The organism is Anoxybacillus andreesenii (assembly GCF_030813005.1).
GTDB classification, from domain to species: Bacteria; Bacillota; Bacilli; order Bacillales; family Cytobacillaceae; genus Robertmurraya; species Robertmurraya andreesenii.
The window spans coordinates 222,761-240,705 of the sequence record NZ_JAUSTU010000004.1 but is presented as its reverse complement, the minus strand read 5'-3'; the positions used below and the strand labels follow the sequence as shown (position 1 = coordinate 240,705).

The following is a 17,945-nucleotide window of genomic DNA, read 5'->3' as shown; positions in this document are numbered from 1 at the left end:
GTGGAAATTTCAATATCAAGAGAGACTTTTAAATCATGAAATCGCTACCAATAATAAGGTGAAGAAATTTCTGCCCACAAATACTTGACTCAATCTTTAATAAATGATGACCTGAAAAATGCCTCCATCTATGTTACGATGAAGAAAGCAGAAAAAAACAAAAAAGCATTTATGATAGAAAAGGCAGTGGAGGTATTGGAGAACAAGGAGAAATTACTAGTCTTAATTGGACCAACAGCCGTTGGAAAGACGAGTTTGAGCATCGCATTGGCAAAGAAATTCCGTGGTGAAATCATTAGCGGGGATTCGATGCAAATATATAAGGGGATGGATATTGGTACTGCCAAGATTAGTCAGGAGGAGATGGAGGGGATACCACATCATCTCATCGACATTAAATTTCCACATGAATCATTTTCCGTTGCTGAATTTCAGCAGCTTGTCAGGGAGAAGATAACTGAAATATCGAATCGGGGAAACCTTCCGATGATTGTCGGTGGGACGGGTTTGTATATCCAATCGGTTATTTATGATTATCAGTTTTCTGATGTGCCTTCAGATGATACATTGCGAAAAAACTTGGAGATAAAAGCGGCAGAAGAGGGAAATCAGGCTTTATATGATGAATTATTGAAAGTGGATCCCGAGGGGGCCGATCATATCCATCCAAATAACCTTCGACGAGTTATTCGAGCTCTGGAAATCTATTACTGTACGGGAAAAACGATGTCCGATGTTCAAAAAGAACAGAAGCCAGATCTTCTTTATGATACAGCAATCGTTGGCCTTACGATGGACAGAGAGAGATTATATGACCGAATTAATGAGCGCGTCGATTTGATGCTTGAACAAGGTTTGTTGGAGGAAGTGAAAACCTTGTATCAAAAAGGAATCAGGGATTGCCAATCGATTCAGGCTATTGGATATAAGGAACTGTATGATTATTTTGATTATAAAACAACCCTTGAAGAAGCGATCGAGCAGCTGAAACAAAATTCTCGCCGCTATGCGAAACGACAGCTAACCTGGTTTCGTAATAAAATGGATGTTGAATGGTTTGATATGTCAAATGTGGACTCAATGGTACAGTTACATAAAAAAATTGTGGAAATTTCAACTTATATTGAAGGAAAGCTAGAAATAAAATCGAATACATAATAATAGAGATAAAAGAGGAGGATCCCATAATGAAACAATCCATTAATATTCAAGATCAATTCTTGAACCAATTACGTAAAGACGGCAGCAGTGTTACAGTATTCCTATTGAACGGTTTCCAATTAAGAGGTCAAATAAAAGGCTTTGACAACTTTACAGTTCTGTTTGAATCAGAAGGTAAGCAACAGCTTGTCTATAAGCATGCTATATCGACCTTTGCACCACAAAGAAATGTGCAAATTGATTTAGAAGTACCACAATCATAATATTTATCAAGGGTCCCGCTTCGGTTTCGAGGTGGGGCCCTTTCTTTGAATTTGTTTGTTGAATACGGTCTAGCCCTTTTGATAATGAAATAACATTTTGCTGAATACATATAGAACAACAGCAAATTTCCTGGCAATGTATAGGCATTTGTCACGGATATAACATCATTTGAGTATACTGTTGAAAAATGTGAGGTGAACGCTTTGGATCAACCTTTTCGCATGAAAGATAACGGACAAATCAGCATTGTACTAAATTCACAAAAAAGGAAGACCGTGGCGAAAGACTTTCCAGAACCAAAAGTTGTTCCAAAGATCTTACCCCAGGAACACGAGGCCTTACGGGAAATAGAACAAGAGCTAGGGGCTCTTGTTGGAATGGAAGAAATGAAAAAAAACATCAAGGAAATTTATGCATGGATATATGTCAATAAGAAAAGGGAAGAAACGGGCTTGAAGGCCGGCAAACAGGCTCTTCACATGATGTTTAAAGGAAATCCGGGCACCGGAAAAACAACGGTCGCAAGGTTAATAGGCAAGCTTTTTCAAAAAATGAACGTTCTTTCAAAAGGACATTTGATTGAAGCTGAACGAGCTGATTTAGTTGGTGAATATATCGGCCACACTGCCCAAAAAACAAGAGATCTTATTAAGAAAGCAATGGGGGGAATTCTATTTGTCGATGAAGCCTATTCCTTGGGGCGTGGTGGAGAAAAGGACTTTGGGAAGGAAGCCATTGATACAATGGTAAAGCATATGGAGGACAAACAGCATGATTTCATCCTCATCCTTGCCGGCTATTCAAGGGAGATGGATCAATTTTTGTCCTTAAATCCAGGACTCCATTCGCGCTTTCCCCTCGTCATTGATTTTCCAGACTACACAATCGATCAATTGATGGAAATTGGCGACAAAATGCTCCAGGAAAGAGAATACTCGCTCAGCTATGAAGCAGAGAAAAAAATCCGGGAGCATTTATTTTGGATAAAAAATTCACCAGGTAGAACAAGCTTCTCGAATGGCCGCTATATGCGAAATCTCATTGAGAAGTCGATTCGTGCACAATCCATGCGGCTGCTTCTGCAAAACAGCTTTGACCGGCACGATCTCATGACCCTCAGAAGCAATGACCTCGTATTCGAAAAAGAATAGCAAAGGGATTCAGTCAGCAAGCTGAATCCCTTTGCTTGTACAACAGCATCTCTGCTATCATAAAAATATGGTACCTGGTACCGCCCGTGGATTTTTGGGTGGTTTTGTCCATGTGGGGTGGACAGTATACCCCATCACGTACAGTAGGAGGAGTCTATTAGTGGAGCAAAGAAAAGAAACATTGGAAAAGGTCATTGTCGTTGGCTGTCAAACAACAGATGATGATTTAAAATATAAGTACTCGATGGATGAATTAGAGTCATTAACCTCCACGGCAAAAGGGGAGGTTGTGGCAAAATTAATTCAAAAGCGGGATCGCATCCATCCGTCTACCTATATAGGCAAAGGGAAGGTTGCTGAATTAAAGGCATTAGAGGAGGAGCTTGAGCCAGATCTGATCATTTTTAATGATGAATTATCTCCGAGTCAGGTGCGCAATCTTTCATCAGAAATAAGTGTGCGGATCATTGATCGTACCCAATTGATTCTGGATATATTTGCGGGGAGAGCTCGGTCAAAGGAAGGAAAGCTACAGGTGGAGCTTGCACAGCTTCAATATTTATTACCGAGGCTTGGCGGACAAGGTATTCAGCTTTCAAGGCTTGGGGCAGGGATCGGGACAAGGGGACCTGGGGAAACGAAGCTTGAGTCGGATCGTCGCCATATCCGCAGGAGAATTGACGATATTAAAGGACAGCTATCAGTTATCGTTCAGCATCGTGATCGTTACCGCGAGAGAAGGAAAAAGAATAAGGCCCTCCAAATTGCTCTTGTCGGCTACACGAATGCGGGGAAATCAACCCTTTTCAACCGTCTGACAGAGGCAGATGCCTTTGAAGAGAACCAATTATTTGCAACCCTTGACCCGATGACAAGAAAGGTGATCTTGCCAAGCGGCTTTGGGGCACTCCTAACCGACACCGTCGGGTTTATCCAGGACTTGCCAACAACATTAGTGGCAGCATTTCGCTCCACACTGGAGGAAGTGAGGGAAGCAGACTTCATTCTCCATGTCGTCGATAGCTCTAGCCCGGATTATTATCAGCATGAGGAGACCGTTCATAAGCTCCTAGAGGAGTTAGAGGTACAGCAAATCCCCCAGCTAACCGTTTATAACAAAAAGGATATAAAGCATCCGGATTTTGTGCCGACCGCCAAAACAGAAACGGTTCTTATCAGCGCTTTTGATGAAGGGGATCAACAGCAGCTTAAGCAAAAAATTGAAAAAATACTCCTGCAAATGATGGAATATTATCATGTTGAAGTACCCGCAACGGAAGGAAGGCTTCTGTCACAGCTCAAAAATGAAACTATTTTGCGCGAGTTAAACTTCGATGAAGAGAAACAGCTATATGTATGTAAAGGGTATGCATTAACAGATCACAAAATCTCGGGGCAGCTGAGAAATTATTTTGTTTAAGAGAAGGAGAACACCATGTTTCAACAATTAACCTATGGGGATAAATTAGAAAAAATCATCAATGAGGTTGAGGCTCAAATAGGTGCTTTACACAAAGAAATAGATGCACGTATTGACCGCAATCAATTCCGTGTCCTTTCAAGCTTTCAAAATCACCGTGTAAGTGATTCTCATTTTATTCCGTCAACGGGCTATGGCTATGATGACATCGGTCGAGATACCCTAGAAGAAATTTATGCCGAGGTGTTTGGCGGTGAAGCGGGACTTGTAAGACCACAAATTATTTCTGGTACCCATGCCATATCCATCGCATTGTTCGGTGTTTTAAGGCCAGGGGATGAACTTTTGTACATAACAGGAAAGCCCTATGATACGCTCGAGGAGATTGTCGGTATTCGTGGAAATGGAGTAGGCTCTCTGAAGGAATATGGAATTTCCTACGAAAGTGTCGCTTTAACCAACGAAGGACAGGTCGACTATGAGGCTGTCCAACAGAAAATCAAGCCGAATACAAAAATGATCGGGATTCAACGCTCAAAAGGCTATGCCAATCGCCCATCCTTTACGATTCAGCAAATAGAAGAAATGATTAAGTTTGTCAAAGAAATTAAACCGGATGTCGTTGTCTTTGTAGACAACTGCTACGGAGAATTTGTAGAGGAGCTAGAGCCGTGTCACGTCGGAGCCGATTTAATGGCTGGCTCCTTGATCAAAAATCCTGGTGGGGGCCTTGTTAAAACAGGTGGTTATATCGTGGGAAAAAAAGAATGGGTCGAAAGCTGCTCTTACCGCTTAACTTCACCCGGTATAGGAAGAGAGGCCGGAGCATCCCTCTATAGCCTCCAGGAGATGTATCAAGGTTTTTTCATGGCTCCACATATTGTCGGACAAGCGTTGAAGGGGGCAATTCTAACAGCGGCAACGCTAGAGAAGCTTGGTATGAATACAAACCCGAAGTGGAATGCGACCCGAACCGATTTAATTCAATCCGTTCAATTCGATGATCGGGATAAAATGGTTGCCTTTTGTCAGGCGATTCAGTTTGCCTCACCAATTAATTCTCATGTGACCCCATATCCTAGCTATATGCCAGGCTATGAGGATGATGTGATCATGGCTGCGGGGACCTTTATTCAAGGGGCGAGCATTGAACTAACGGCGGACGGCCCAACAAGACCGCCATTTGTAGCCTATGTTCAAGGGGGCCTTACATACTCCCATGTGAAAGCGGCCATTTGTATTGCACTTAATCACCTTTTGGTAAAAGGGCTTTTACAGCTTGAATAAAAATGATGTAAGGAAACCTAACATCTGCTTGACAGGAAACCTAACACTCTTTATAATAAAACCATGTTCGAAAGGTGGAGTTAAAATCAAATGAGCGGAAGTGAAATTCGTCGAACGATGCCTCTCTTTCCAATCGGTATTGTCATGCAGCTAACTGATTTAACCGCAAGACAAATTCGTTATTATGAAGAGCATCAATTGATTTCTCCAGCCCGGACAGAAGGGAATCGAAGAATGTTTTCCCTTAACGATATTGACCAACTGCTTGAAATCAAAGACTTGATGGACCAAGGTGTGAATCTTGCAGGAATTAAACGTCTTTTTGCATCGAAGAAAAACGAACCGATTTCAGAAGAGATAGGGGAGAAACCAATCAGGCGCGAATTGTCTGATGATGAACTAAGGAAGCTATTAAGGACAGAGTTCATGCAAGCAGGACGGTTCAACCAGTCATCTTTAAAGCAAGTCAAAATGAATCGATTTTTTAGGGCTAACAACTAGGGAGGCGCGTGGCATGTCTAAGTATTCAAAAGATGATATTAAAAAAATGGCAGTGGAGCAAAATGTAAAGTTTATCCGACTGCAATTTACCGACATTTTAGGAACCATTAAGAATGTTGAAATTCCGATTAGCCAGCTTGAAAAAGCGCTAGGAAATAAGATGATGTTTGATGGTTCGTCAATTGAAGGGTTTGTAAGAATTGAAGAGTCTGATATGTACCTATATCCCGACTTAGACACATGGGTCATTTTCCCTTGGACTGCCGAAAAAGGGAAGGTAGCTCGTCTGATTTGTGATATTTATAATGCGGACGGTACTCCGTTTGCAGGGGATCCGCGCAACAATCTTAAGCGTGTCCTTAAAGAGATGGAGGAGCTGGGCTTTACCGATTTCAATCTTGGGCCAGAGCCAGAATTCTTCCTATTTAAGCTTGATGAAAAAGGGGAACCGACCCTTGAATTGAATGATGCCGGTGGCTATTTTGATCTTGCTCCAACAGATTTAGGGGAGAACTGTCGCCGTGACATTGTATTGGAGCTTGAAGAAATGGGCTTTGAAATTGAAGCTTCTCATCATGAAGTAGCTCCAGGTCAGCATGAGATCGATTTTAAATACGAAAATGCCGTTACCGCTTGTGACGAAATCCAAACGTTCAAACTTGTTGTTAAAACGATTGCTCGTAAGCATGGTTTACATGCGACCTTTATGCCAAAGCCATTATTTGGCGTAGCAGGTTCTGGGATGCACTGTAACGTTTCTCTATTCAAAAATGGGGAAAATGCATTCTTTGATCCGAGAGGGAACTTAGAGCTTAGTGATACGGCTCGCCAGTTTATCGCAGGTGTCATCAAGCATGCACCGAATTTCACGGCAGTAACCAACCCGACCGTGAATTCATATAAACGCTTAGTCCCTGGTTATGAAGCACCTTGCTATGTGGCATGGTCTGCCCAAAACCGCTCACCACTAGTTCGTATTCCAGCATCGCGTGGTTTAAGCACACGTGTAGAGGTACGTAGTGTAGACCCATCTGCCAATCCGTACCTGGCAATGGCGGTGATTTTGGAAGCTGGTTTAGACGGTATCAAGAACAATTTAACTCCGCCAGAACCAGTAAACCGCAATATTTATGCGATGACAAGAGCCGAACGCCTTGAAGAAGGAATTGTTGATCTCCCGTCAACACTCGCTCAAGCTCTCGATCTACTCCAGGCAGATGAAGTCATGACCGCTGCCCTTGGCGATCATATTTTGGAGCATTTCCTTGAAGCGAAGGAGATTGAATGGGATATGTTCCGTACCCAAGTTCATCCTTGGGAGAGAGAACAGTATATGACGATGTACTAGACGCAATAAAGGGACAGTGTTCATCACTGTCCCTTTATTGCGTTTCGCTTTTCTTATATGTTGACATCCGCCGGACTATATATTCTGCTTGGAGCAGGGAAAAGACAAAGAATAGAGGAATAAAGACCATAATGATCTTTCTATGCCAATCCAAATTATGTTTCATAACAAGGGATGAAGCAAGAAGACTAGTTAAAAAATTCATTAGTATAATACCCATTTTACCCATCCTTTAGCTTTTGGGTATAGCTTTCCTCAATACGATTAGAACATACAAAAAAGCAGGGAAGTCCCTGCTTTGAAAGGTTTTGATTAAGGCTCTTTTCTCAAACATTGTTGCTTTTGAACAACAAATAATTGGAAAAAACGATGGTTGATGCAGTCGATCTCAAGAAACAACTGAGAAAAGTGCTGCTCAATCTATGCGTATCGCACACTTAGTTGGAAACGGAATGGCCGGTGTTAAGGACATTCCAGAACCACAATCCGTGCGAAAACAGCCTTGATTAATGAATATGTCTATAAACCCCGATCACTTTTCCGAGAATCGATACATTCTTCAAAATAATCGGTTCCATAGTGGAGTTCTCGGGCTGCAGGCGAATATAGTCTTTTTCCTTGAAAAATCGCTTTACTGTTGCCTCATCTTCCTCCGTCATTGCTACCACGATATCTCCATTACTTGCAGCCTGCTGCTGTCTAACAATAACGTAATCTCCATCAAGGATCCCTGCTTCAATCATACTTTCTCCCATAATTTCCAGCATGAAAACATTTTCATCCGCTGGGGCCAATCGCTCTGGGAGAGGAAAATACTCCTCCACATTCTCGATCGCGGTAATTGGTAAACCAGCCGTTACCTTCCCCACAACAGGAACATTGACCACCTTGCTCTTTGGAATACTTGATTCCTCATCAAGATCAAGAATTTCAATCGCACGTGGCTTCGTAGGATCCCTTCGAATCAAACCTTTACTCTCCAGTCTTGCTAAATGACCATGTACTGTAGAGCTTGAAGCTAAACCTACCGCCTCTCCTATCTCTCTAACGGATGGTGGGTAGCCTTTAAGCTTTACTTCATCTTTGATAAATTCGAGAATATCCTGTTGCCTTTTTGATAGCTTCACCATACTTTCCCCCCTCGTCTTCTATTTCTTGTTTCAATTATAGCATGTATTTCCAACTGATACAAACATAAGTTCGAATTTTTGTTGACTAAGAATATATGTTCGATCTATAATTAGGATAAATCGAACATATATTCTTAATTGAGGTGGTTTTAATGAAGAAGATTTGGAGTCAATATTCCTTTGCAATTTTATTAATTGGTTTGAGTTTTTTCCTTGCATTTGTTCTATCAGAGAAATCTCAAACACCGATAAATGATGAATATCTATCAATAACAGTGGAAGAAGGAGACTCCTTATGGGGGCTGGCACAGCTGTATGATCATAATATGTCCTCTAAGGAATTTATTAATTGGGTCAAGAAAATAAATCAAGTTGATGAGAATATTATCATCGGTCAATCGCTCATTATCCCTGTTAAAAAGGACGATTTACTCGTTGCAAGAGGAGAGAATAATGAGTAAGGCAGTTATTTATTGCCGTGTCAGCACAAAGAAGGACACGCAAGAAACATCACTTCTTAGACAAGAGGAAGAATTACTAGCTTTGGCGCGTCAATATCATTTTGATGTCGTGAAGGTCGTTAAAGAGCAGGCGAGTGGCTATGATTTGGAACGGGATGGAATTTTAGAGGTTTTGTCATTAATTAAAGATCCATCAATTGATGCTGTACTGATTCAGGATGAAACTAGATTAGGTCGAGGAAATACAAAGATCGCTTTGCTTCATTGTATAAGAAAAGAAAATGTGACTCTCTATTCGATCACCCATAATGGAGAGCTTCAGATTTCGGAATCAGATTCTATGGTGCTTCAAATCGTAGGAATTGTCGAAGAGTATCAGCGAAAATTACATAATATCAAAATAAAAAGAGGAATGAAAAGGGCTGTTCAAGCTGGGTATCAGCCCCAAAATAATCTCAAGAATTTGAACTCCAGCAGCGGAAGGGAAAGGGTAGAACTGCCTATTGAGGAGATTGTTCGGCTCAGAAATAACAATTTAACCTTTGAAGAAATTGCTGCCACACTACGGGGGCTTGGTTTTCCTATCTCAAAAGCAACGGTCCATCGTAGGTATCAAGAATTCTTGGACAAAACCGATGATCCTAAATGATGAGCTCTTCTCCCTTGAAATCGAGTTTGGTTTTTAGTAAGATCATTCTTGCGAAAGAGAGGGGTTTATAGAATGCTGTCAAAACAGAAATTAGCAAGAATTAATGAGCTAGCAAGAAAAGCAAAGCAATCACGATTAACAGAGGAAGAAGCAAGAGAACAAACACTTCTTCGTAAAGAATACCTTGAAACTTTTCGCTCCTCGATGCTGAATACCTTAGAAGGAGTTACAATTGTTGATCCTAATGGCAAAGACGTCACTCCTGAGAAACTAAAACAATATAAGAATCGAAAAAAACTTCATTAAAAAGGAATACACTTTGATTGTATTCCTTTTTTGTACATCTTTTTGCGAGTGGAACATAAATCTAGCACATATCATCATCCTCTAGTGGCAAAATAAGTACAAATCGGCACTTTTTTCCGAGAATATTGGGATAACCTGTTGTGAAAAAAATAGGACCCATATATATTTAATAGGTAGAGCGTTTTTTTCGGACACGATTTCGTAAAAATATTAGGAAGGATTGATAACTATGTTTGGACAAGTAGATACATTATCGATCAACACGATCAGAACATTATCAATTGATGCCATTGAAAGGGCAAACTCTGGACATCCGGGCATGCCAATGGGAGCGGCGCCGATGGCCTATACACTTTGGACGAGGTATATGAACCATAATCCACAAAACCCGCAGTGGTTTAATCGTGACCGTTTTGTCCTTTCAGCTGGACACGGGTCCATGCTTTTATACAGTCTGTTACATCTATCTGGCTATGATGTCACGATGAATGACCTTAAGGAATTTCGTCAATGGGGAAGCAAAACTCCCGGACATCCTGAATACGGACATACACCTGGTGTGGATGCTACGACTGGTCCACTAGGTCAAGGTATTGCCATGGCCGTAGGGATGGCGATGGCAGAACGACATTTAGCCTCTGTATACAATAAGGATCAATACGAAATCGTTGACCATTATACATATAGTATTTGTGGTGATGGCGACTTAATGGAAGGAGTTTCCGCTGAAGCAGCTTCACTTGCTGGTCATCTTAAGCTGGGAAGATTAATCGTCTTATATGATTCAAATGATATATCATTGGACGGGGATTTAGATCGCTCCTTCTCTGAAAGTGTTGCAAAACGTTTCCAATCCTATGGTTGGCAGTATTTACGAGTAGAAGATGGAAATAATTTAGAAGAAATTGCCAAAGCTATTGAAGAAGCAAAAAGTGATGAAACACACCCGACTATGATCGAGGTTAGAACGGTCATTGGCTATGGTTCACCAAATAAATCAGGAAAGTCCGATGTTCACGGGGCTCCACTTGGTGCCGATGAATTAAAGCTAACGAAGGAAGCATATAAATGGACCTTTGAAGAGGATTTCCACGTTCCTGCTGAAGTGTATGAGCAGTTCAAGAAGTACGTACTTGAAAATGGAGTAAAGAAAGAAAAAGAGTGGAATGACCTTTTTGAATCCTATAAGAACGAATATCCTGCATTGGGCGCCCAGCTAGAAGCTGCAATCAAGGGAGAGCTTGTTGAAGGCTGGGACAAGGATGTTCCTGTCTATGAAGAAGGAAAGAGTCTGGCAAGCCGAGCTTCATCAGGTGAAGCTTTAAATGGGATTGCCAAGAACCTGCCATACTTTATTGGTGGTTCTGCGGATTTAGCGGGCTCAAACAAGACAACGATCAAAGGAGTAGGCGATCTCACATCTGATTCCTATGATGGAAGAAATATTTGGTTTGGTGTACGTGAATTCGCGATGGGCGCTGCACTTAATGGAATGGCGCTTCATGGTGGGCTAAAAGTATTCGGTGGAACCTTCTTTGTTTTCTCTGACTACTTGCGCCCTGCTATTCGTCTTGCTGCATTGATGAAGCTTCCAGTTACTTATGTATTCACACATGACAGTATTGCTGTAGGGGAAGACGGACCAACACATGAACCAATTGAACAATTGGCTAGTCTTAGAGCAATGCCAAATCTTGATGTTATTCGTCCAGGGGATGCGAATGAAACAGCAGCTGCTTGGAAGCATGCGCTGGAATCTAAAGATCGTCCAACGGCTCTTGTTCTCACACGACAAAACCTCCCAACCCTTAAAGAAACTGCCCAAAATGCTTACGAGGGAGTTGGAAAGGGTGCCTATGTCGTTTCACCTGCTTCTAATGCGACACCAGATGTCCTTCTGCTTGCATCAGGATCCGAGGTTTCACTAGCTGTCGAAGCACAAAAGCTGCTTGAAAATGAAGGGATTCATGCTTCTGTTGTGAGCATGCCGTCATGGGCAAGATTTGAACAACAATCGAAGGAATACAAAGAAAGTGTGATCCCAAGAAGCGTGAAAAAACGTTTAGGTATAGAAATGGGCGCTTCTTTAGGCTGGCATCGCTACGTAGGTGACGAAGGAGAAGTACTAGCCATTGACCAATTTGGAGCATCTGCCCCTGGAGAAAAAATTATCGAAGAATACGGCTTTACTCCTCAAAATGTCGTTGCAAGAGTGAAGGCAATATTAGAAAAATAATTCTTATTGGCACTAGTAGTTTTACTAGTGTCTTTTTTTGCTCACTTTTTCTCTTCAATCGGCGAAAAATTTTCAAATTCGACAAAAAAAGTGAAAGTTTTTAACTATTTAAGACAAACATTTGCCTGAATTTTCATTATAATAAAAGAAATAGTGCGAATGAAGGGGGAGAGTGTGCTTGAGAACCTATCAAATTTACATAATTGATAATGAATTTGCCTCCCATTATTTTGGACGAGAGGGAATGTTCTTTCAACTGTTTCAGGAATATGATGAATCTGAAGGAGAACTGCAAACAATTCTGTTGAAACAGATATACTATATAACGAACTCCATTCCAAGTATAAGACTACATCAGTACCTTCAGCAGCAGCTTCAAATGACGAAAGGATTCTATGTGAGCGGGGGCTTATATGGAATTGATCACGGGAGAACAAGCTCAGCAACACTAGAGGTGTCCGAGCGACATCTGACCCTTAAAGCACAGGGGAGCTATGAAGCAGAAACAAGATTTTTTGAGATATTGCGAAAAAATAAAGAGAATTATCTTGCCATTGATTTAAGAAATCAACGTTATGGTTGGCTTAAACCTATCAAAGAAAGAAAATTTGTATAAGAAAATTAGAAGCAAATATTGTATAATAGCATTTGGTCTAGTACACTGTATGATAGACAACATGAAGGAGGAAAAAATATGGTATGGTGGGGGTACTTACTAATCGTTGTAGCACTTCTTGCTGGTGTTGCAATCGGATTTTTCATAGCGCGTAAATATATGATGAGCTATTTAAAGAAAAATCCACCAATTAATGAACAAATGCTTAAAGTGATGATGATGCAGATGGGACAAAAGCCATCGCAGAAGAAAATCAATCAAATGATGGCAGCCATGAATAAGCAGCAAGGTAAATAATTGCCTTGATTTAAAACCACTTAAATCTCTCTTAGATTGGGTGGTTTTTATTTGCTTTAAAAAATGTTTTTATTACTAAGGTAGTATTAAATCTTCCTTATTTTTAAAATATTTGGTAAACTATCTTCGTCTTTAGCTTACGTTTGGAGGATGTCAGCATGAAAGTTTTTTTAGAATTGGGTTGGTTTTTTAAACAGGAGAAAAAAGCATACATTACCGGTACGTTACTCTTATTATTAGTGGCCTTGTTACAATTAGTGCCACCAAAGGTCATCGGCTTTGTCGTCGACGAGATTGATACCGGTTCTTTGACGGCCGTTGCTTTAGGAAAATGGATCGGGGTGCTCATAGGAACTGGATTATTGCTGTATACCCTTCGTTATTTTTGGCGGATCATGATCTTCGGTTCTGCTGTAAAGCTGGCCCGGCAACTGAGAAATAAGTTATATGAACATTTTACTAATATGCCCCAATCCTTCTATCAGCGAAAAAGAGTTGGCGATCTGATGGCCCATGCGACCAATGATCTGGCGGCCATCCAACAAACTGCGGGCTCGGGTGTATTAACCTTAGTGGATTCACTTGCAACTGGCGGATTTGTCATCATTGCGATGGCGATGACGATCAGTTGGAAGCTAACGCTGATTTGCCTCATCCCCATGCCATTGATGGCGATCTTAACGAGCTGGTACGGGACTCTTTTGCACCGTAGATTTCATAAGGCACAGGAGGCTTTTTCATCGTTAAATGATAAAACTCAGGAAAGCATTAGTGGCATTAAGGTGATTAAGACATTCGGACAGCAAGAGGAGGATATTGAAGATTTCCGCAAGCAATCGGAGGATGTCGTCGAAAAAAATATCTCCGTTGCCAAAATTGATTCCCTCTTTGATCCAACCATTTCTCTCATCGTCGGGGTATCCTTTTTTCTTTCCATTACCTTTGGTGCGAAATTTGTCTTGAATGATGAAATGACCATTGGCCAGTTAATTTCTTTTACCACCTATCTAGGACTATTAATTTGGCCCATGCTGGCATTTGGCTGGCTCTTTAACATCGTAGAGCGGGGGAGGGCTTCCTATGATCGCGTGAAAAATCTTTTAGCTGAAAAAGGGGAAATCATTGATAAGAAGAATGCATTGAATGAGGTTCCAAGTGGAGATTTGGAATTTGCGATTCACCATTTCACGTATCCAGGTGAGAAGGACCCAGTGCTAGCGGACATCTTTTTTCACTTAAAAAGGGGTCAGACTCTTGGGATTGTTGGAAAGACGGGTGCTGGAAAGACCTCTCTATTAAAATTGCTCATTCGTGAGTTTGAAACAGATGCTGGTGTCATTTCATTTGGGGGAAAACCTATTAACACCTATCGAATGGACAGATTGCGTGAAGCGATAGGCTATGTGCCCCAGGACCACTTCCTTTTTTCAGCAACCATTAGAGAAAATATTTCATTTGGCATGCCGTTTATAGAAAAAGAGAAAATTTATGAAGCAGCAAGAAACGCTCATATTCATGAGGATATATTGGGTTTCACTGATGGCTATGACACTATGGTGGGTGAAAGAGGTGTGTCCTTATCCGGAGGACAGAAACAGAGAATCTCCATTGCTAGAGCGTTGCTGATGGACCCAGAAGTGCTAATTCTTGATGACTCGCTGTCAGCTGTCGATGCGAAGACAGAGGAGGAGATTTTGACCGCCCTTAAGAGAGAACGTGAAGGCAAAACAACGATCATCACTGCCCATCGTCTGAGCGCCATCCAACATGCCAATTTAATCCTAGTTTTAGACAAGGGCAACATTACAGAACGAGGTACACATGAACAGTTAATGGCTCAGGATGGCTGGTACAAAGCCATGTACCTACAGCAGCAGCTAGAGGAATTAGTGGAGCAGGGGGGATAAGGTTAATGAAAAAGTCATCGAAGACCGAAAGAAAGGAACAGCTGCATGTATTGCTTCGGCTCCTTTCATATACGAAGCCACATGTTAAGACTATTATTTTTGCCTTTGCGCTACTGCTTATTGCAACGATTGGGGATATTCTAGGTCCCATCCTTGTAAAAATATTTATTGATGATTATTTAAGACCGGGGAATTTAGTCTTTGGTCCACTCGTTACCCTTGCTACGGCTTATCTAGGTATTCACATTATAAATGTAATTGTGTCTTATATTCAGTTAGTGAAATTTCAGGAGATTGCATTAAAAATAATTCAGGCGATGAGGGTGGATGTTTTCACAAAGGTTCAATCTCTTGGTTTGAAATATTTTGATAAAACACCGGCTGGAAGTATCGTTTCAAGGGTGACAAATGATACGGAAGCCATTAAGGAAATGTTTGTCACGGTCTTGGTGACGTTTATTCAGAGCAGTTTTTTAATGGGTGGAATTCTTGTAGCTATGTTTATTCTCAACGTCAAGCTCGCTTTATTCTGCCTCCTCATTCTGCCAATTCTTTATTTCATCATTCGTACGTACCGCCAGCTTAGCTCAAAGTTTTATCTTGATTTGAGAGAAAGACTGAGCCAGCTTAATGCAAAGCTAAGTGAATCCTTACAGGGAATGGGAATCATTCAAGTCTTTCGTCAGGAAAAGAGACTCCGGAAAGAATTTGAGGAAATTAACGAAAAGCATTACCACGCAGGAATGAAAAATATTCGCGTCGATGGATTATTACTAAGACCCGCCATTGACTTAGTCTATATCGGAGCATTAATTTTAGTTCTGAGTTTTTTTGGCATCAGCTCTTTTAACAGTCCGATTGAGATTGGTGTCCTATACGCCTTTATTAATTACTTAGACCGATTCTTTGAGCCTGTGAACAACCTTATGGCCCAGTTGTCCTTATATCAGCAGGCGATTGTTTCTGCATCGAGGGTTTTTGGGCTTTTGGATGAAACGGAGCTCGCGCCAGTACAGATGGGAAATGCCGGATCGATTCAAGCGGGAGAAATTGAATTTAAGAATGTAACTTTCTCCTACGATGGAAAAAGGGATGTCCTGAAAAATATCTCTTTCACAGCCAAACCTGGTGAAACGGTTGCTCTTGTAGGGCATACGGGTAGCGGAAAGAGCTCGATTATCAATTTGATGATGCGCTTTTATGAATTCGAACGAGGTGAAATTCTCATTGATGGGAAATCAATAAAGGAATATCAAGAAGGGGAATTAAGAAGAAAAATTGGTCTAGTTCTTCAGGATCCATTCTTGTTTTTTGGGACGGTGAAGGATAATATTCGCTTACATAACAAGGAATTAAGTGTCGAAGAAATCGAAGAAGCAGCTCGATTCGTTCAGGCCCATCATTTTATTGAAAAGCTGGAGGGTGGAATGAATCATCCAGTTGTAGAAAGGGGCTCAACTTTTTCCAGTGGTCAGCGTCAGCTTATAGCGTTTGCTAGAACAATCGCTGCAAATCCCAAGATCCTTGTTTTGGATGAGGCTACGGCAAATATTGATACGGAAACAGAGGAAGCGATACAAACGGCATTGGCCAAAATGAGAGAAGGTCGAACAACGATTGCCATCGCCCACCGTCTCTCGACAATCCAGGATGCCAATCTGATTCTTGTGCTGCATCAGGGTGAAATTGTTGAACGAGGTACCCATCAAGAGCTTCTAGCGCAAACGGGTCTGTATCACAAAATGTATCTTCTACAGAATGGTTCAGTGGAAAAATACGTGGATGTGATAAGCTAGTTATTAAATACAGCGGCTTTCGTATGTAAAAAAAGGATAATGAATGGGCTGTCACAGTTTGTTCACAGTCTATTCATTATCAATTGTGGAGAAACTCTGATAGAATGTAGGCATAATATTGTTTTTTTACTGGAGTTGTTAATATGACAGATGTGAATGTATTTCTGGCATTCGGGGCGGGCTTCCTTAGCTTCATTTCTCCATGTTGTTTGCCATTGTATCCTGCTTTCCTGTCTTATATTACGGGAATGTCCGTTGGAGAGCTGAAGAATGAGAATGCTATGCTACAAAAAAGGAGTCTACTACATACCCTCTTTTTCCTATTAGGATTCTCAATCATATTCCTAGCACTTGGCTTCAGTACGACGTTTATTGGCGAGTTTTTCAGTAAATATCAAGATCTAATTCGCCAACTTGGAGCGATTTTCATTGTCTTTTTCGGACTTATGATTGTAGGAATTATCAGTCCAGAGTTTCTCATGAAGGACCGAAAATTTGAGTTTAAAAACAGACCATCAGGCTATTTCGGCTCTGTGCTAATTGGTATTGCTTTCGCAGCGGGCTGGACACCTTGTACCGGTCCAATTCTCATGTCAGTGATTTTGCTTGCTGCATCCAATCCAGGCTCTGCACTGTTTTATATGATTGCCTACATCCTTGGTTTCGCTATTCCATTCTTACTCCTTTCATTCTTCATTGGAAAGATGAAATGGATCAGAAAACATAATGTTCTGATTATGAAAATCGGTGGCTATATTATGATTGTCATGGGAATTGTTCTTTTCTTTGATTGGATGACAAAAATTATTGCTGTTTTTTCTGGTTTGTTTGGTGGCTTCGTAGGTTTCTAGTGAAGCCATTTTTCTACCACTGTCCGTACGCAAATGCATAGAGAGAAATTTGTCGGAATGTATTGATTGAAATTGTAGGTTCTGTCGATTATATTATTAATTGCATGCTTATATTGAAAATAATTATGTAATTCTTCTGTGATAAATCTGGGGGTATACAACGATGGCAAGAATATTAATAGTTGACGATGCAAAATTTATGAGAATGACACTTTCCAATATCCTAACGAAAGCGAATCACGAGATTGTAGGAGAAGGGGAAAATGGGATAGAAGCTATCGAGCTGTACAGAAAGTTAAATCCAGATTTAGTTACATTAGATATTACAATGCCTGAAATGAGTGGTCTTGATGCCATTAGGGAAATTAGAAAAGAGTTTCCTCAAGCAAAAATCATTATGTGCTCGGCGATGGGCCAGCAAAAAATGGTTGTGGAGGCGATTGAAGCCGGGGCAAAGGATTTTATTGTGAAGCCCTTCGATGAAGGGAGAGTGCTTGAGGCAATCAACCGGGTCTTAAATTAAAATGTCAAACCATTTAAGTATCAATCTTAAATGGTTTTTAT

18 protein-coding genes are annotated in these 17,945 nt (G+C 41.0%); 17 read left to right on the top strand and 1 reads right to left on the bottom strand.

All coding sequences use genetic code 11. From position 1 onward, the window contains the following. Nucleotides 1–171: 171 nt before the first annotated feature. The 7 genes from miaA to glnA all read left to right on the top strand — a co-directional run bounded on the left by miaA (nucleotide 172) and on the right by glnA (nucleotide 7,132). Entirely contained in the window at nucleotides 172–1,158 is a 987-nt protein-coding gene (gene miaA, locus J2S07_RS06415; RefSeq protein ID WP_307149588.1) for a tRNA (adenosine(37)-N6)-dimethylallyltransferase MiaA, read from the top strand. Nucleotides 1,159–1,187: 29 nt separating this feature from the next. Beyond that, nucleotides 1,188–1,424 carry an RNA chaperone Hfq gene (gene hfq / locus J2S07_RS06410; protein ID WP_307149580.1) on the top strand — a complete coding sequence of 79 codons (237 nt, stop codon included), beginning with the start codon at nucleotides 1,188–1,190 and terminating at the stop codon, nucleotides 1,422–1,424. A 204-nt stretch (nucleotides 1,425–1,628) separates the two neighbouring features. Next, a complete protein-coding gene (gene spoVK / locus J2S07_RS06405; protein WP_307149579.1) occupies nucleotides 1,629–2,576 on the top strand; it encodes a stage V sporulation protein K in 948 nt (315 codons plus the stop codon). Between the two features lie 160 nt (nucleotides 2,577–2,736). Continuing rightward, nucleotides 2,737–3,996, top strand: coding sequence for a GTPase HflX (gene hflX / locus J2S07_RS06400; protein WP_307149578.1), 1,260 nt, complete (start codon nucleotides 2,737–2,739; stop codon nucleotides 3,994–3,996). Nucleotides 3,997–4,011: 15 nt separating this feature from the next. Beyond that, a complete protein-coding gene (locus J2S07_RS06395; RefSeq protein WP_307149577.1) occupies nucleotides 4,012–5,283 on the top strand; it encodes a methionine gamma-lyase family protein in 1,272 nt (423 codons plus the stop codon). Nucleotides 5,284–5,373: 90 nt separating this feature from the next. Beyond that, nucleotides 5,374–5,784: a MerR family transcriptional regulator gene (locus tag J2S07_RS06390; protein WP_307149576.1), complete on the top strand. Its 411-nt coding sequence runs from the start codon at nucleotides 5,374–5,376 to the stop codon at nucleotides 5,782–5,784. A gap of 13 nt (nucleotides 5,785–5,797) precedes the next feature. Beyond that, nucleotides 5,798–7,132 (top strand): type I glutamate--ammonia ligase, encoded by a 1,335-nt coding sequence (glnA, locus tag J2S07_RS06385; protein WP_307149575.1) that lies wholly within the window; start codon nucleotides 5,798–5,800, stop codon nucleotides 7,130–7,132. Between the two features lie 506 nt (nucleotides 7,133–7,638). Here the strand turns inward: glnA and lexA are convergent. Next, complete coding sequence (lexA, locus tag J2S07_RS06380; protein ID WP_307149574.1) at nucleotides 7,639–8,262, bottom strand: transcriptional repressor LexA; 624 nt, start codon at nucleotides 8,260–8,262, stop codon at nucleotides 7,639–7,641. A 152-nt stretch (nucleotides 8,263–8,414) separates the two neighbouring features. Here lexA and yneA point away from each other — a divergent pair, with 152 nt between their 5' ends. The 10 genes from yneA to J2S07_RS06330 all read left to right on the top strand — a co-directional run bounded on the left by yneA (nucleotide 8,415) and on the right by J2S07_RS06330 (nucleotide 17,904). Then, nucleotides 8,415–8,723: a cell division suppressor protein YneA gene (yneA, locus tag J2S07_RS06375; protein WP_307149573.1), complete on the top strand. Its 309-nt coding sequence runs from the start codon at nucleotides 8,415–8,417 to the stop codon at nucleotides 8,721–8,723. Continuing rightward, nucleotides 8,716–9,372, top strand: a complete 657-nt coding sequence (locus J2S07_RS06370) for a YneB family resolvase-like protein (RefSeq protein WP_307149572.1) — start codon at nucleotides 8,716–8,718, stop codon at nucleotides 9,370–9,372. Before yneA ends, J2S07_RS06370 begins: the two co-directional genes overlap by 8 nt. A 72-nt stretch (nucleotides 9,373–9,444) precedes the next feature. Beyond that, nucleotides 9,445–9,678, top strand: coding sequence for a DUF896 domain-containing protein (locus tag J2S07_RS06365; protein WP_307149571.1), 234 nt, complete (start codon nucleotides 9,445–9,447; stop codon nucleotides 9,676–9,678). Nucleotides 9,679–9,907: 229 nt separating this feature from the next. Then, a complete protein-coding gene (tkt, locus tag J2S07_RS06360) occupies nucleotides 9,908–11,914 on the top strand; it encodes a transketolase (RefSeq protein ID WP_307149570.1) in 2,007 nt (668 codons plus the stop codon). 172 nt (nucleotides 11,915–12,086) lie between these two features. Beyond that, nucleotides 12,087–12,530 (top strand): sporulation inhibitor of replication protein SirA, encoded by a 444-nt coding sequence (gene sirA, locus J2S07_RS06355; protein ID WP_307149569.1) that lies wholly within the window; start codon nucleotides 12,087–12,089, stop codon nucleotides 12,528–12,530. Nucleotides 12,531–12,608: 78 nt separating this feature from the next. Then, nucleotides 12,609–12,827 carry a YneF family protein gene (locus J2S07_RS06350; protein ID WP_307149568.1) on the top strand — a complete coding sequence of 73 codons (219 nt, stop codon included), beginning with the start codon at nucleotides 12,609–12,611 and terminating at the stop codon, nucleotides 12,825–12,827. A 158-nt stretch (nucleotides 12,828–12,985) separates the two neighbouring features. Next, complete coding sequence (locus J2S07_RS06345; RefSeq protein ID WP_307149567.1) at nucleotides 12,986–14,734, top strand: ABC transporter transmembrane domain-containing protein; 1,749 nt, start codon at nucleotides 12,986–12,988, stop codon at nucleotides 14,732–14,734. Between the two features lie 5 nt (nucleotides 14,735–14,739). Continuing rightward, on the top strand, nucleotides 14,740–16,530 hold the full coding sequence (locus J2S07_RS06340; RefSeq protein WP_307149566.1) for an ABC transporter ATP-binding protein: 1,791 nt from the start codon (nucleotides 14,740–14,742) through the stop codon (nucleotides 16,528–16,530). Nucleotides 16,531–16,673: 143 nt separating this feature from the next. Continuing rightward, nucleotides 16,674–17,381, top strand: a complete 708-nt coding sequence (locus tag J2S07_RS06335) for a cytochrome c biogenesis CcdA family protein (protein WP_307149565.1) — start codon at nucleotides 16,674–16,676, stop codon at nucleotides 17,379–17,381. 163 nt (nucleotides 17,382–17,544) lie between these two features. Next, nucleotides 17,545–17,904 carry a response regulator gene (locus tag J2S07_RS06330; RefSeq protein WP_307149564.1) on the top strand — a complete coding sequence of 120 codons (360 nt, stop codon included), beginning with the start codon at nucleotides 17,545–17,547 and terminating at the stop codon, nucleotides 17,902–17,904. Nucleotides 17,905–17,945 lie beyond the last annotated feature (41 nt).

Coding starts and splice junctions, on each gene's coding strand:
- J2S07_RS06340 (WP_307149566.1), top strand. CDS start 14,740: ATGAAAAAGTCATCGAAGACCGAAAGAAAGGAACAGCTGCATGTATTG.
- miaA (WP_307149588.1), top strand. CDS start 172: ATGATAGAAAAGGCAGTGGAGGTATTGGAGAACAAGGAGAAATTACTA.
- J2S07_RS06365 (WP_307149571.1), top strand. CDS start 9,445: ATGCTGTCAAAACAGAAATTAGCAAGAATTAATGAGCTAGCAAGAAAA.
- glnA (WP_307149575.1), top strand. CDS start 5,798: ATGTCTAAGTATTCAAAAGATGATATTAAAAAAATGGCAGTGGAGCAA.
- J2S07_RS06350 (WP_307149568.1), top strand. CDS start 12,609: ATGGTATGGTGGGGGTACTTACTAATCGTTGTAGCACTTCTTGCTGGT.
- J2S07_RS06370 (WP_307149572.1), top strand. CDS start 8,716: ATGAGTAAGGCAGTTATTTATTGCCGTGTCAGCACAAAGAAGGACACG.
- J2S07_RS06335 (WP_307149565.1), top strand. CDS start 16,674: ATGACAGATGTGAATGTATTTCTGGCATTCGGGGCGGGCTTCCTTAGC.
- hfq (WP_307149580.1), top strand. CDS start 1,188: ATGAAACAATCCATTAATATTCAAGATCAATTCTTGAACCAATTACGT.
- lexA (WP_307149574.1), bottom strand. CDS start 8,262: ATGGTGAAGCTATCAAAAAGGCAACAGGATATTCTCGAATTTATCAAA.
- yneA (WP_307149573.1), top strand. CDS start 8,415: ATGAAGAAGATTTGGAGTCAATATTCCTTTGCAATTTTATTAATTGGT.
- J2S07_RS06390 (WP_307149576.1), top strand. CDS start 5,374: ATGAGCGGAAGTGAAATTCGTCGAACGATGCCTCTCTTTCCAATCGGT.
- J2S07_RS06345 (WP_307149567.1), top strand. CDS start 12,986: ATGAAAGTTTTTTTAGAATTGGGTTGGTTTTTTAAACAGGAGAAAAAA.
- J2S07_RS06330 (WP_307149564.1), top strand. CDS start 17,545: ATGGCAAGAATATTAATAGTTGACGATGCAAAATTTATGAGAATGACA.
- tkt (WP_307149570.1), top strand. CDS start 9,908: ATGTTTGGACAAGTAGATACATTATCGATCAACACGATCAGAACATTA.
- J2S07_RS06395 (WP_307149577.1), top strand. CDS start 4,012: ATGTTTCAACAATTAACCTATGGGGATAAATTAGAAAAAATCATCAAT.